Annotated in this window: 13 protein-coding genes; 12 read left to right on the top strand and 1 reads right to left on the bottom strand. The window is 60.0% G+C overall.

Going from position 1 to position 14,534, the window contains the following annotated elements; genetic code table 11:
• Window positions 1-4 precede the first annotated feature (4 nt).
• The 11 genes from ACZ9H4_RS22810 to ACZ9H4_RS22760 all read left to right on the top strand — a co-directional run bounded on the left by ACZ9H4_RS22810 (window position 5) and on the right by ACZ9H4_RS22760 (window position 11,490).
• Window positions 5-892, top strand: a complete 888-nt coding sequence (locus ACZ9H4_RS22810) for a ParB/RepB/Spo0J family partition protein (RefSeq protein ID WP_408139928.1) — start codon at window positions 5-7, stop codon at window positions 890-892.
• 850 nt (window positions 893-1,742) lie between these two features.
• Window positions 1,743-2,288: an ATP synthase subunit I gene (locus tag ACZ9H4_RS22805; protein ID WP_408139930.1), complete on the top strand. Its 546-nt coding sequence runs from the start codon at window positions 1,743-1,745 to the stop codon at window positions 2,286-2,288.
• A 160-nt stretch (window positions 2,289-2,448) separates the two neighbouring features.
• Window positions 2,449-3,300, top strand: coding sequence for a F0F1 ATP synthase subunit A (atpB, locus tag ACZ9H4_RS22800; protein WP_408140395.1), 852 nt, complete (start codon window positions 2,449-2,451; stop codon window positions 3,298-3,300).
• Window positions 3,301-3,382: 82 nt separating this feature from the next.
• The gene (atpE, locus tag ACZ9H4_RS22795; RefSeq protein WP_007180033.1) at window positions 3,383-3,652 is read left to right on the top strand and encodes a F0F1 ATP synthase subunit C; all 270 of its coding nucleotides are present in this window, start codon (window positions 3,383-3,385) and stop codon (window positions 3,650-3,652) included.
• Window positions 3,653-3,790: 138 nt separating this feature from the next.
• A complete protein-coding gene (locus ACZ9H4_RS22790; RefSeq protein ID WP_042327177.1) occupies window positions 3,791-4,261 on the top strand; it encodes a F0F1 ATP synthase subunit B in 471 nt (156 codons plus the stop codon).
• A 2-nt stretch (window positions 4,262-4,263) separates the two neighbouring features.
• Window positions 4,264-4,803, top strand: coding sequence for a F0F1 ATP synthase subunit delta (locus ACZ9H4_RS22785; RefSeq protein ID WP_408152742.1), 540 nt, complete (start codon window positions 4,264-4,266; stop codon window positions 4,801-4,803).
• Between the two features lie 58 nt (window positions 4,804-4,861).
• Complete coding sequence (gene atpA / locus ACZ9H4_RS22780; protein WP_408152743.1) at window positions 4,862-6,403, top strand: F0F1 ATP synthase subunit alpha; 1,542 nt, start codon at window positions 4,862-4,864, stop codon at window positions 6,401-6,403.
• Between the two features lie 139 nt (window positions 6,404-6,542).
• Window positions 6,543-7,427: a F0F1 ATP synthase subunit gamma gene (gene atpG, locus ACZ9H4_RS22775; protein WP_408139935.1), complete on the top strand. Its 885-nt coding sequence runs from the start codon at window positions 6,543-6,545 to the stop codon at window positions 7,425-7,427.
• A gap of 116 nt (window positions 7,428-7,543) precedes the next feature.
• Window positions 7,544-8,938 (top strand): F0F1 ATP synthase subunit beta, encoded by a 1,395-nt coding sequence (atpD, locus tag ACZ9H4_RS22770; protein ID WP_042327173.1) that lies wholly within the window; start codon window positions 7,544-7,546, stop codon window positions 8,936-8,938.
• A 158-nt stretch (window positions 8,939-9,096) separates the two neighbouring features.
• Window positions 9,097-9,522, top strand: coding sequence for a F0F1 ATP synthase subunit epsilon (locus ACZ9H4_RS22765; RefSeq protein ID WP_073427836.1), 426 nt, complete (start codon window positions 9,097-9,099; stop codon window positions 9,520-9,522).
• Between the two features lie 237 nt (window positions 9,523-9,759).
• Window positions 9,760-11,490, top strand: coding sequence for an AMP-binding protein (locus tag ACZ9H4_RS22760; RefSeq protein WP_476120993.1), 1,731 nt, complete (start codon window positions 9,760-9,762; stop codon window positions 11,488-11,490).
• Between the two features lie 858 nt (window positions 11,491-12,348).
• On the opposite strand, the gene ACZ9H4_RS22755 is transcribed toward ACZ9H4_RS22760, so the two are convergent.
• The gene (locus ACZ9H4_RS22755; protein WP_476120991.1) at window positions 12,349-13,140 is read right to left on the bottom strand and encodes a transporter substrate-binding domain-containing protein; all 792 of its coding nucleotides are present in this window, start codon (window positions 13,138-13,140) and stop codon (window positions 12,349-12,351) included.
• A gap of 219 nt (window positions 13,141-13,359) precedes the next feature.
• Between ACZ9H4_RS22755 and hemE the strand changes: the two genes are divergently transcribed.
• Window positions 13,360-14,460, top strand: coding sequence for a uroporphyrinogen decarboxylase (gene hemE, locus ACZ9H4_RS22750; protein ID WP_408323199.1), 1,101 nt, complete (start codon window positions 13,360-13,362; stop codon window positions 14,458-14,460).
• The last annotated feature ends 74 nt before the right edge of the window (window positions 14,461-14,534 follow it).

The raw sequence follows: 14,534 nt of genomic DNA, 5'->3' as shown, positions 1-14,534 counted from the left end.
CACGATGAACGCAGTAGCAAGAAAGAAGGGATTGGGCCGCGGTCTTGAGGCATTGCTCGGCGGCACCGCCGACATCACGGAAGCGGTGACGATCGACGGTGCGCCCAATGTGCTGCCGCTCAGCAAGATGCAGGCGGGCAAGTACCAGCCACGCACGCGAATGGACGAAGGCGCGTTGCAGGAACTGGCGGCCAGCATCCGCGCGCAGGGGCTGATGCAACCGATCCTCGTGCGTCCTGTGTCGGCGGACAGATACGAGATCATTGCGGGGGAGCGGCGTTTTCGTGCCGCGCGTCTCGCGGGTCTCGAAGAGGTGCCGGTATTGGTGAGGGATGTGCCAGACCAGGCCGCCGCCGCAATGGCGCTGATCGAAAATATTCAGCGCGAGGATCTGAATCCGCTGGAAGAAGCGCAGGGTATCCAGCGCTTGCTCGACGAATTCAATTTCACGCACGAGCAGGCGGCAGAGTCGGTGGGCCGTTCGCGCAGCGCCGTATCGAACTTATTGCGCTTGCTCAACCTCGCGTCGCCGGTGCAGACGATGCTGCTGGCCGGCGATCTGGACATGGGGCACGCCCGCGCGCTGCTGGCAGTCGATGGCGCCACGCAGATCACATTGGCCAATCAGGTGGTCAACAAGCGCATGTCCGTGCGTGAAACCGAAAAACTGGTGACGACGACGACCAAGGCCGCCCCAGCCGTCAAGGCGCGCGCGAATCCGGATGGCGGACGCGATACGCGGCGGCTTGAGGAAGAGCTGTCGGATCTGCTGTCGGCCACGGTCAAGATCAAGCTCGGTCGACGCGGCCGGGGACAGGTGCTGGTGGACTTCGGCGATCTGGATGCGCTGGAAGGTATTCTCGTTCGATTGCGTGGTAATGCCACTGCGTGAAGGGTGGATTGCGTACGAAGGGTGCTGAATAGGCTTGCGGCGGATTCGACGGTCGTACGTAAGCTATTTGGCGCACTTCAGCTGCGTGCCGTGGCGAGCGCGGTGTCGACGCGGTGCGTACGCCTGATCGGCCTGTTTGGTTGATTCGCACTCCACGTCAAATTTAGTCGGATTCCTAAACAAAAGTGACCGTCAGATAATAAGGAATCCGGATATATCAATGTGTCGCACGAATCCTGTGCGCGTCGGCGAGGCCGTGAGGCTGCGACGCGGGTGGGGGCGTGGGCCGGCTTTCGGCGACATCCTACGCGGTGCGTAGGATTCCGGCATCGCATTAGGCCTGCGCCACCGCAAGCGGGTGGAGTATGTCCTCACACGGCTCGGCGTCGCGTGGAGGGCAGGGCAGGGCACTGCACCGGTACGACATCGAATTCGCCTGGTACCGTGCGGCCAATTGTCCGCAGTTAACCATTAACTTGCATCGCGAACCTCTCGCACCGCCACGCTGCTTGTCTCTACCCGTCGGTGTGCAATCCCGCACGCAAAGATTGACGTTTGTTGTGTTTTCGACACGTCCGCCATAACGTCTGCGCGACCTATGATCTGGCGCAAACCTGCGCGATTCCAACTCGCCGTTTTGCCATCCCCCAGCCGCCTTACATTTGGCGTGTTTTCCCGTGGCAGAATGCCGTTCGCGGGCGACGAGGGCGCTTTTGATGCCGGTTATTGAACGGCCTAAAGTCTTGAATTGCCTGCAACTATCGCTTACAATCGCCCGGATTTAATTGCACGGCAACCCCGTAAGCGCAGCGAAAGCTCGCGAGCTGAACAAGACTTTCGGAACACTGCGATGGCGGTCAAAACGTCGAATCAAGCGCCGAAGAATGGGCCCGACGGACACCGCGCTGAACGCTCCGTTTCCGATTCGTCCACCGGCCAGCAAGTTACGCATGACGAGCCATGGGGCGTCGAGCAAGAAGATAACAATATCGTTCCGCTCACGCGGGCCGAGGCTGAAAAGCTGTTTGGTCCTAACGTGAGTCGTCCATCGCGCGTCACGCCTTTCAAGGTTGTGGTGGCGCAAATGGTTTTGTCCCTGGGTGCTACGCTGGTGTGGTGGCTGTTCTACAAGCCGCCGGGCGCTGCTGCGCTGTCCGCGTTCCTCGGGGGGGCGATTTGCTGGATCCCTGGCGCGCTGTTCGCGGCACGCCTTAGAACGCTGAGCGGCGCCGAGACAGTGATGAGCTGGATGATCGGCGAAGCGCTCAAGATGGGGACAACGATTGCGATGTTTGTAGCCATCGCTTTCTGGTATCACGACGTACGCTGGGTGCCGCTGCTCGTGACCTACCTCATCGCGCTCAAGACTTACTGGATCGCCTTGGCGTGGCGCTAAGGTAGCAGAAACAGTTAGCAGCAAAAAATTCAGGCTGGCGCGCAGCGCCGGCACCAGGTGTGCGGATATGACACGGTCCGCACCCGGCGTGTTCCCGCAATACAGCATTGCTGCGGGTACGGCTAAGACGATTTTCGACAATTTGGGTGGCTTTAACGATATGGCAGCTAGCGAAGGCACGCGCGCAATGGATCCGTCCGAGTACATCGCGCACCACTTGCAGAACTTTTCCACCGCGCACCAGACGTCGATTTTCGACATTCATGTGTGGAATCTGGACACCCTTTTCTGGTCGATCGTTTGCGGTCTGGCCACTATCTTCATTCTGCATCTCGCTGCCCGCAAGGCGACGTCCGGTGTGCCCGGCCGCTTCCAGTGCGCGATCGAAATGCTGGTCGAAATGGTCGAGGATCAATCGAAGTCGATGATCCACGGCACGCGCACCTTCATCGCGCCGCTGGCCCTGACCGTGTTCGTCTGGGTCGCGCTGATGAACTCGCTCGACTTTATCCCTGTCGACCTGCCGGGCCATGTGATTGGCTGGCTGGGTCTGTCCGAAGCCATCCCGCACCACCGCCTCGTGCCGACCGCCGACCTGAACGGCACGCTCGGCATCGCCCTCGGTGTGTTCGCGCTGATGATTTACTACAACTTCAAGATCAAGGGCGCAGGCGGCTTCGTGCATGAACTGCTGTCCGCTCCGTTCGGCGCGCATCCGCTGCTGTGGATCCCGAACCTTGCACTGAACATCATCGAGTTCGTCGCGAAGACGGTCTCGCTCGGCATGCGGCTGTTCGGCAACATGTACGCGGGCGAACTGTTGTTCCTGCTGATTGCCCTGCTCGGCAGCATCTGGAGCTTCGGCGCGGACACGACGGTGCTTGGCTTCATCGGCCACGTGATCGCCGGCACAGTGTGGTCAATCTTCCACATCCTGATCGTTCTGCTGCAGGCGTTCATTTTCATGATGCTGACGCTGGTGTACATCGGCCAGGCACACGACACGCACTAACCTGCGCCGTCAAAAAGAATCGCTTTAGGTTTTAAATCCCAGTTCCAACCAGTTCTAAAAGACTTTTCACAAAGGAGTGATCATGCAAGCTTTCATCGCCAACATCCAGGGTCTGACCGCCATCGGTATCGGCATCATCATCGGCCTGGGTGCAATCGGCGCCTGTATCGGTATCGGCCTGATGGGCGGCAAGTACATCGAAGCATGTGCTCGTCAGCCGGAATTGATGAACCCGCTGCAAACCAAGATGTTCCTGCTGGCTGGTCTGATCGATGCGGCGTTCCTGATTGGCGTTGGTGTGGCAATGCTGTTTGCGTTCGCGAACCCGCTGCTGTCGAAGCTGGCAGGCTGAGGTTCCTCGGAAGTTTGCGCCTGAGCTATAACTGGTAAAGGCGCAGGGCGGAACGGGCACTGGGGCGCTGATCGAATACAGAATCGATGAGCGCCTTGCCGTTTCACTTTCCGAACTAGCAACGTTTAAGGAAACACCGTGAATCTCAACGCAACCCTGTTTGCGCAAATGGTCGTGTTCCTGATCCTCGCGTGGTTCACGATGAAGTTCGTGTGGCCGCCGTTGATCAACGCCCTCGACGAGCGCTCGAAGAAGATTGCTGACGGTTTGTCGGCTGCTGAAAAGGGCAAGCAAGAACTTGAAGCTGCCCACAAGCGCGTCGACCAGGAACTCGCCCAGGCACGCAACGACGGTCAGCAACGTATCGCCGACGCGGAAAAGCGCGCGGTGGCAGTCGCTGACGAAATCAAGGCTCAGGCACAAGCTGAAGCCGCTCGCATCATCGCGCAAGCGAAGGCCGACGCGGACCAGCAAGTCGTCAAGGCGCGCGAAACGCTGCGCGGCGAAGTTGCTGCACTCGCTGTGAAGGGTGCCGAGCAGATCCTGAAGCGCGAAGTCGACCAGGCAGCTCACGCTGACCTGCTGAATCAACTGAAAGCCGAGCTCTGATCATGGCCGAACTTGCAACCATCGCCCGTCCGTACGCAGAAGCGCTGTTTGGCGTGGCCGAAGCTGGTGACATCGCCGCCTGGTCCACCCTCGTGCAGGAGCTGGCACAGGTTGCGCGTCTGCCCGAAGTGCTGTCGATCTCCTCGAGCCCGAAAGTAAGCCGCGCTCAGGTCAGCGAACTGCTGCTGGCCGCGGTCAAGTCGCCGCTCAGGGACAACGCGCAAGCGAAGAATCTGGTGCAAATGCTGGTGGACAACCATCGCCTGCAATTGCTGCCGGAAATCGCCGTGCAGTTCGAAGAGTTGAAGAACGCCCGCGAAGGGGCGGCCGATGTGCTGATCGTCAGCGCATTCCCGCTCGAAGGCGCGCAGTTGAACGAACTCGTCGCAAGTCTCGAACGCAAGTTCAAACGCAAGCTGAAGCCGACGGTCGAAGTCGACTCGTCGTTGATCGGCGGCGTGCGCGTGACGGTCGGCGACGAAGTGCTCGATACCTCGGTCCGCGCGCGGCTTGCCAGCATGCAGACGGCTCTGACGGCCTGAAGCGCTCAAGGCGCTGAAGCGGCTGGCACGCAACAGAATTGACTATCAGGAGCGAATAATGCAACTCAATCCCTCTGAGATCAGCGAGCTGATCAAGAGCCGGATCCAGGGCCTTGAAGCGAGCGCAGACGTTCGCAACCAGGGCACCGTGATCTCCGTGACCGACGGTATCGTGCGTATTCACGGCCTGTCGGAAGTGATGCAGGGCGAAATGCTCGAATTCCCGGGCAACACCTTCGGTCTCGCACTGAACCTCGAGCGCGACTCGGTCGGCGCCGTGATTCTGGGTGAGTACGAACACATTTCGGAAGGCGATATCGTCAAGACGACGGGCCGCATTCTCGAAGTGCCGGTGGGTCCGGAACTGCTCGGCCGCGTGGTCGACGCACTCGGCAACCCGATCGACGGCAAGGGCCCGATCAACGCGAAGAAGACCGACGCAATCGAAAAGATTGCGCCGGGCGTGATCTGGCGTAAGTCGGTGTCGGAACCGGTCCAGACCGGTCTGAAGTCGATCGACGCGATGGTGCCGGTTGGCCGTGGCCAGCGTGAGCTGATCATTGGCGACCGCCAGTGCGGCAAGACCGCAGTCGCAGTCGACGCGATCATCAACCAGAAGGGCAAGAACCTCTTCTGTATCTACGTCGCGATCGGCCAGAAGGCTTCGTCGATCATGAACGTGGTGCGTAAGCTGGAAGAAACCGGCGCGCTGGAATACACGATCGTCGTGGCCGCTTCGGCTTCGGAATCGGCTGCGATGCAGTACCTCGCGCCGTACGCGGGCTGCTCGATGGGCGAATACTTCCGCGACCGCGGTCAAGACGCGCTGATCGTTTATGACGATTTGACCAAGCAGGCTTGGGCATACCGTCAGATCTCGCTGCTGCTGCGCCGCCCGCCGGGCCGCGAAGCGTACCCGGGTGACGTGTTCTATCTGCACTCGCGTCTGCTGGAGCGTGCTGCTCGCGTCTCGGAAGAATACGTCGAGAAGTTCACGAACGGCGAAGTGAAGGGCAAGAGCGGTTCGCTGACGGCACTGCCGGTCATCGAAACGCAAGCAGGCGACGTGACCGCATTCGTTCCGACGAACGTGATCTCGATTACCGACGGCCAGATCTTCCTGGAAACCGACCTCTTCAACGCAGGTATCCGCCCGGCAATTAACGCCGGCGTGTCGGTGTCGCGCGTGGGTGGTGCGGCTCAGACGAAGGTCGTGAAGAAGCTGTCGGGCGGTATCCGTACCGACCTCGCGCAGTACCGTGAACTCGCAGCATTCGCGCAGTTCGCCTCGGACCTCGACGAAGCGACCCGTAAGCAGCTGGAGCGCGGCCGCCGCGTGACGGAACTGCTGAAGCAGCCGCAGTATCAGCCGCTGCAAGTGTGGGAACTGGCTGTTTCGCTGTTCGCAGCGAACAACGGCTACCTCGACGACCTCGAAGTCCCGCAAGTCCTGCCGTTCGAAAAGGGCCTGCGCGAACACCTGAAGTCGAGCCACGCTGACCTGGTCAAGCGCATCGAAGATACCAAGGAACTCTCGAAGGACGACGAAGGCCTGCTGCACACGGTCCTCAAAGACTTCAAGAAGTCCGGCGCTTATTGATCCGCGAGTGATCCGCAAGGCATAAACGGACCTTGAAGCGGAGCGGGCCGTATGTGAATGCCCCCGCGCCGCTTCGATCGCTTTGCATGGGACCCGAGTAAGTGCTAAAGCGCTAACTCGGGCCGACAAGGAGCAAGCAATGGCTGGAATGAAGGAAATTCGCGGCAAGATCAAGAGCGTGCAAAACACGCGCAAGATCACGAAAGCGATGGAGATGGTGGCCGCATCGAAGATGCGCCGCGCTCAGGAGCGCATGCGCGCTGCTCGCCCGTATGCCGACAAGGTCCGCGACATCGCTGCGCACATGAGCCGTGCGAACCCCGAGTATCGTCACCCGTTCATGGTGTCGAACGAAGGCGCGAAAGCGGCCGGCATCATCCTCGTCACGACCGACAAGGGTCTGTGCGGCGGGATGAACACCAACGTGCTGCGCGCGTCGATGCAGAAGTTCAAGGAACTGGAAGGCCAGGGCAAGACGTTCGAAGCAACTGCAATCGGCACCAAGGGTCTGGGTTTCCTGAACCGTTTGCGTGCCAAGGTGGTGTCGAACGTCGTGCATCTGGGCGACACGCCGCATCTGGAAAAGCTGATCGGCGCGGTGAAGGTGCAGCTCGACCTGTACTCGGAAGGCAAGGTTTCGGCCGTGTACCTGGCGTACACGCGCTTCGTCAACACGATGAAGCAGGAGCCGGTGATCGAGCAACTGCTGCCGCTGTCGGCAGACCAGTTCGAGCGCAAGGAAGAAGACGGCACGACGCCGAGCACGCAGTGGGACTACATCTACGAGCCGGATGCGCAGGCAGTGGTGGACGAACTGCTGGTGCGTTATGTCGAAGCGCTGGTCTATCAGGCCGTCGCGGAAAACATGGCGTCGGAGCAGTCGGCCCGGATGGTCGCGATGAAGGCCGCTTCGGACAACGCGAAGACGGTCATCAACGAACTGCAGCTCGTGTACAACAAGAGCCGTCAGGCCGCGATCACGAAAGAACTGTCGGAAATCGTCGGTGGCGCGGCGGCAGTCTGACCTTGACGGTCAGTCACGCCGCTTCGTGTGCGCCCGTGAGGCGCACCCCACCTTGGCGGCCCCATCGAAATTGCGCCTTTGCGCGAGTGAAGAATTGAGTATCTAAAGGAAAAGCGATGAGTACTACTGCTTTGGTAGAAGGCAAGATCGTACAGTGCATCGGCGCGGTGATCGACGTGGAATTCCCGCGTTCGGACATGCCGAAGATTTACGACGCGCTCATTCTCGAAGGTTCGGAACTGACCCTCGAAGTCCAGCAACAGCTGGGCGACGGCGTCGTCCGTACCATCTGTCTGGGAGCATCGGACGGTCTGCGCCGCGGCACGGTCGTGAAGAACACGGGCAAGCCGATCAGCGTGCCGGTCGGCAAGCCGACTCTCGGCCGGATCATGGACGTGCTGGGTCGCCCGATCGACGAAGCCGGCCCGATCAACTCGGACGTGGTTCGCGGTATTCACCAGAAGGCTCCGGCGTTCGACGAACTGTCGCCGTCGACCGAGCTGCTCGAAACCGGCATCAAGGTTATCGACCTGATCTGCCCGTTCGCTAAGGGCGGTAAGGTGGGTCTGTTCGGTGGCGCCGGCGTGGGCAAGACCGTGAACATGATGGAACTGATCAACAACATCGCCAAGGAACACGGTGGTTACTCCGTGTTCGCCGGTGTTGGCGAGCGTACCCGTGAAGGGAACGACTTCTATCACGAAATGAAGGACTCGAACGTTCTCGACAAGGTCGCGCTGGTGTACGGCCAGATGAACGAGCCGCCGGGCAACCGTCTGCGCGTCGCGCTGACCGGTCTGACGATGGCTGAGCACTTCCGTGACGAAGGCCTCGACGTGCTGTTCTTCGTCGACAACATCTACCGTTTCACGCTGGCAGGCACGGAAGTGTCGGCACTGCTCGGCCGTATGCCGTCGGCAGTGGGCTATCAGCCGACGCTGGCTGAAGAAATGGGCAAGCTGCAAGAGCGTATTACGTCGACCAAGACCGGCTCGATTACGTCGGTGCAGGCCGTGTACGTCCCTGCGGATGACTTGACCGACCCGTCGCCGGCTACGACCTTCGGCCACCTGGACGCGACCGTCGTGTTGTCGCGTGACATCGCTTCGCTGGGTATCTACCCGGCAGTCGACCCGCTTGATTCGACCTCGCGTCAGATCGACCCGAACGTGATCGGCGAAGAGCACTACTCGATCACGCGTGGCGTGCAGCAAACGCTGCAGCGCTACAAGGAATTGCGCGACATTATCGCGATTCTGGGCATGGACGAACTTGCGCCGGAAGACAAGCTCGCGGTTGCGCGCGCTCGTAAGATCCAGCGTTTCCTGTCGCAGCCGTTCCACGTCGCTGAAGTGTTCACGGGTTCGCCGGGTAAGTACGTGCCGCTGAAGGAAACGATCCGTGGCTTCAAGATGATCGTTGAAGGCGAATGCGACCACCTGCCGGAACAAGCGTTCTACATGGTCGGCACGATCGACGAAGCCTTCGAAAAGGCCAAGAAGATCCAGTAAGGGTCGGGTGTAACGAAGCGGGCGCCGGCCTCGTGCGTGTCGATATGGTTGCTGTATCGGAACGCAAAGCGGGCGCCTCTCACTACGCTCACCTCAGCCTTGCATGGGACGAGAGTCGGCGCTAAAGCGCTAACCCTCGTCGACAGGAGTCGACAGTTATGGCAACCATTAAAGTAGACGTCGTCAGCGCGGAAGAGCAGATCTTCTCGGGCCAGGCGAAGTTCGTCGCGCTGCCGGGCGAAGCGGGTGAACTCGGCATTTTGCCGGGCCACACGCCGCTCATCACGCGGATTCGTCCGGGTGCAGTGCGCATCGAAGCTGAGAACGGCGAAGAAGAGTTTGTGTTCGTCGCCGGCGGCATCCTCGAAGTCCAGCCGGGCGCAGTGACGGTTCTCGCCGACACCGCGATCCGTGGCAAGGATCTCGACGAAGCCAAGGCTGAAGATGCTCGCAAGCGTGCGGAAGAAGCGCTGCAAAACACGGGTTCGAACCTCGAATACGCCACCGCGCAAGCGGAACTGGCGTACGCGACGGCTCAGCTCGCTGCGATTCAGCGTCTGCGCAAGCTGCGTGGTCAGAACTAAGGCAGTACACGTATCAGAGAGAAAGCAGCCTTCGTGGCTGCTTTTTTTTGAGTACTGGTTGACGTTTACGGAAAGGTCAACAAAATCACGTGATCGAATCGACTGCAGGCCTTGTCGCGCAAAAGTCTGCGCGATGCGCTGCGGGTAAGACTTGATGCCGTAAGAGCGCATGCCGGTGGCACAATCGATTTCAAATTCATTTCAATCGGGCGAGCTTCCGCTCACGGAGACAACACCATGGCAACGCACGTGTCAGGCGAAGGGGCATTCATCGAACCCAAAGACGGACTTTCGTATGTGCGCGGGTCGACCGAAATTCCGTTGAGCGAAGCGACCGTCGGCCAGTTTCTTCGCGACACGGCCCAGCGCTTCGCCGACCGCCCGGCCGTGGTGTTTCGCGAGCAGCGTATTCGCTGGACGTGGAAGGAATTTGCAGACGAAGTGGACGTGCTGGCGGCCGGCCTTCTCACACTCGGCATCGCGAAGGGCGACCGCGTCGGCATCTGGTCGCCGAACCGCGTGGAGTGGCTGCTCACCCAATTCGCGACCGCGCGGATCGGCGCGGTGCTGGTCAACATCAATCCGGCCTATCGACTCGCGGAACTCGAATACGCGTTGAACAAGGTCGGTTGCAAGGCGGTCATTGCCGCCGAGCGCTTCAAGACGTCGATGTACCTCGAGATGTTGCAGGAGCTTGCCCCCGAGCTGGCGACGCAGGTGCCGGGCGAACTTCATGCCGCACGGTTGCCGGAGTTGCGCTACGTGATTCGCATGTGCGACACCGAAACGCCTGGCATGATGTGCTTTTCCGAACTGATTGAACGGGGACGCGCGACGCTCGACACGGCGCAGCTCGAAGCCCTTGGCGCAACGCTGACATGCCATGAGCCGATCAATATTCAGTTCACGAGCGGCACGACGGGGAATCCGAAAGGCGCAACGCTAACCCATAGCAACGTGGTCAACAACGCGCGCTACATCGCGATGGCGATGCGGCTGACGGAGCAGGACGCCTTATGCATACCCGTCCCGCTGTACCACTGTTTTGGGATGGTGCTGTCGGTGCTGGCGTGCGTGTCGGTTGGCGCGAATATGGTGTTTCCAGGCGAGGGCTTCGACCCCGCCGCGACCCTCGTCGCCGTGGCCGAAGAAAAGTGCACCGCCTTGCATGGCGTGCCGACCATGTTCATCGCAGAACTCGATCACCCTGACTTCGCCAGCTACGACTTCTCGCAACTGCGCACCGGCATTATGGCGGGCTCGCCGTGCCCGATCGAAACGATGAAGAAGGTCGTCTCGAAGATGCATCTGAGCGAGATCACGATTGCGTACGGCATGACGGAAACCAGCCCGGTGTCGTTCCAGAGTTCGACGACCGACCCGCTCGACAAACGTACCACCACGGTGGGCCGCATTCAGCCGCATCTGGAAGTGAAGATCGTCGATCCGCTCGGTGAGATCGTGCCGGTGGGCGAGACCGGCGAGCTGTGCACGCGGGGCTACTCGGTGATGCAGGGCTACTGGGGCGACGAGGCGAAGACGCGCGAAAGCGTGATCGACGGCTGGATGCATACCGGCGATCTGGCAACGCTCGATGCCGAGGGCTACTGCAACATCGTGGGCCGATTGAAGGACATGCTGATTCGTGGAGGGGAAAACATCTATCCGCGTGAGATCGAAGAATTTCTGTTCCGCCACCCGAAAATTCAGAGCGTGCAGGTGTTCGGCGTACCCGACGCGAAGTACGGCGAGGAAGTCTGCGCGTGGGTCGTGCTGCGCTCGGGCGAACAGGCGAGCGCGGAAGAGATTCAGCAATTTTGCCAGGGGCAAATTGCGCACTACAAAGTGCCGAAGTACATCCGTTTCGTCGACGAACTGCCCATGACGGTGACTGGCAAAGTGCAGAAATTCATCATGCGCGAACGGATGATCAGCGAATTGAAGTTGCGGGAAGACAAGACAGCATAACGCCTGGGCAGAGCCGCGCTGGCAACTGTTGACAGCAAACCCCGTGCGGCGCGAAGAAAAGCCAGAACCGTTTGATGAGATTCGCGAACCCCTCTCCAATAGAAGCAAAGCCGGAGCAATGGATTACGCGCAAACGTTTGGCCAGACGAAAAAAAAGCGGGCCTGGAGCCCGCTAAAAACCACACGCTACGGGGTTAGCGCGAGGAGACCAAAGTTGGAGCAACTGAGACGGCGACCCTGCGCCGGCTACGACCCCAGCAGGGATGCCCCTTCTCAGGGCTTCGGCATAGGCCGACCGGCAAGTGCATCGTATCCGCTCACACCATGCACCCAGCCACATCCGTGTTGAAACCGTTGAGGCATTGTGGGCGAATTACTCTAGCGGCGCGGTAACAAAGTGTTTCAGGTTGTAACGCCCGCCAGATAAGGCGCTACGGGATTAATTGCCAGTTCGGAGCGTTCGAAACGTAATTTTTACTTATGACTGGCTCGCAATTTCATACGCATGATTGATGCTATTCGTGTCGCATATTGCGGCGCAAATGTTCAGTCGATTCCGCATGAAATGGTTGCATACGCACCTTTTACGGGAAAAATCTCCCGTGTTACAGGTGGTCTCAGGACGCAGGAAATTTAGTACATAAAACCGGGACTGAAGTGTTGCTTTGCAACACTTCAGTCTTTTTGAATCGGTCCTAAGGGGCCAATACACGAAATTAAGAATTTCGCGTCGTTGTTAAGAATTTGCTTAAATCGGGCCAACTTCGTTACACGATCGTGGCCGCCACCAGAACCAATTGGTACTGGCTGGTCGCCTATATTGCTGATTCACGCATCAAAGCGGGGCCGAGTGCTGCTTCATTTCAACCATTTATCCGAAATGGCCTGATATTCGCCAGTCGCCCGCGCAAGGTGCAGCCACTGGTCGACGTACTGCTGGACAGCTACATCGCCGCGCGGCAGCAGCCAGGCTTTCTCACCATACTGGAACGGTTTGTCCGGATGCACGGAGCAAAGACCGGGATTCAGCTTCTGCTGCAACAAGGTTTCCGACGCGTCCGTCACCATCACGTCGGCCTTCCCCGCGAGGATCTGCTTGAAAATCGTCACGTTGTCCGGATAGACGGTCAGGTTCGCCTGCGCAAAGTACTGCTTCGCGAAACGCTCGTTGGTGCCGCCCGGATTGACGATCACGCGGGTCGACGGCTGGTCGATTTGCGCGACAGTCTGATACTTGCTGACGTCGTCGCAGCGCACGATGGGCGTCTTGCCGTCGATCATGTAAGCCTGCGTGAAGAACGCGCGCTTTTGCCGCTCGAGCGTCGGCGACACCCCACCCACACCGATATCGCATTTCGCGACAAAGTCGTTCATCAGGTTCGACCATGTCGTTTTGACGAACTCCGCCTTCACGCCGAGCGATTTGGCGAGCGACTCCGTCATGTCGATGTCGATGCCTTCGAACTGGCCGTCCCCTTTGTAGAACGAATAGGGTTTGTAGTCACCGGTCGTGCAGGCGCGCAGCGTGCCGCGGCTGACAATCTCGTCGAGCCGGGACGGCGCAGCGCTACTGGTTTGCGCGCCGGCCACACCTGCGTGCATCAAAATACCGGCGACGCCGCCGAGGACGGCAAGTACTAGCTTGTTCATCGAGTCTCCTGGTTTTATGTATGTAATTGTCTGATAAGACGGTCCGATAGTAGCCCGGCGAAGCTGGCTTGAACATCGGCCATTCAGCCAGGGTGACATGCGGCAGGCGGCTACGGAAAACTGTCGCCACTGTCCAGCCGGACAGTTATTGGTCGCATCGGGCGCGATGGCGCGAGCGCGCTCCGGTAAAATGCCCCTTTGCCCTCAGTCGTACGAAACGTGGCCCATAAACTCCTGAACGACACCTTCCTGCGCGCGCTGCTGCGCCAGCCGACCGACTACACGCCGATCTGGCTGATGCGGCAGGCTGGTCGCTACCTGCCGGAATACAACGCCACGCGGGGTCGCGCGGGCAGTTTCCTTGGGCTTGCAAAAAGTCCGGCGTTCGCGACGGAAGTCACCCTTCAGCCGCTCGATCGTTATCCGCTCGACGCCGCGATCCTGTTCTCCGACATCCTGACCGTGCCCGACGCCATGGGTCTCGGACTGGAGTTCGTCACCGGCGAGGGGCCGAAATTCGCCCACCCGGTGCGCACGGAAGACGACGTCGCTCGCCTCGCGGTACCGGACATCGACGCCACGCTGCGCTATGTGACCGACGCCGTTCGCGAAATTCGGACCGCGCTCACGGACGCGCAAGGCCGCCAGCGCGTGCCGCTGATCGGTTTTTCGGGCAGCCCGTGGACTCTGGCCTGCTACATGGTCGAAGGCGGCGGGTCGGCGGACTTCCGCACCGTCAAGTCGATGCTTTACGCACGTCCGGATCTGATGCATCGGATTCTCGACGTCAACGCACGCTCGGTCGCCGCCTACCTGAACGCGCAGATCGAAGCCGGCGCGCAAGCCGTGATGATTTTCGACACGTGGGGCGGGGCGCTGGCGGACGGCGTGTATCAACGCTTTTCGCTGCAATACATCCAGCAGGTGGTGAGCCGCTTGAAGCGCGACCACGACGGCGAGAAAGTGCCGGTCATCACCTTCACGAAGGGCGGCGGTCTGTGGCTCGATGAGATCGCCGAGACCGGTGTGGATGCAGTCGGTCTCGACTGGACCGTGAACCTGAGCAAAGCCCGCGAGCGCGTGGGCGGCAAGGTCGCGCTCCAAGGCAATATCGACCCTTCGGTGCTGTTTGCGCCGCCGGCTGCGATTCGCATGGAAGCGCGTGCGGTGCTCGACAGTTTTGGCAATCATCCGGGCCACGTCTTCAATCTGGGGCACGGTATCTCGCAGTTCACGCCGCCGGAAAACGTCGCCGAACTGGTCGACGAAGTGCATCGTCACAGCCGCGCGATTCGCGGCGGCGCACATGCACTAACGTGAGGCCGTAATCGTTACCATTTTTGTTGCGATGCAGCGAAGTGGGCTCTGGGCCTAAGGGGGAAATTGCTGTCCAT

This window comes from Paraburkholderia sp. TE9906 (assembly GCF_056279605.1).
The sequence above is the reverse complement of the archived record's forward strand: the minus strand, read 5'-3'. Positions and strand labels throughout refer to the sequence as shown.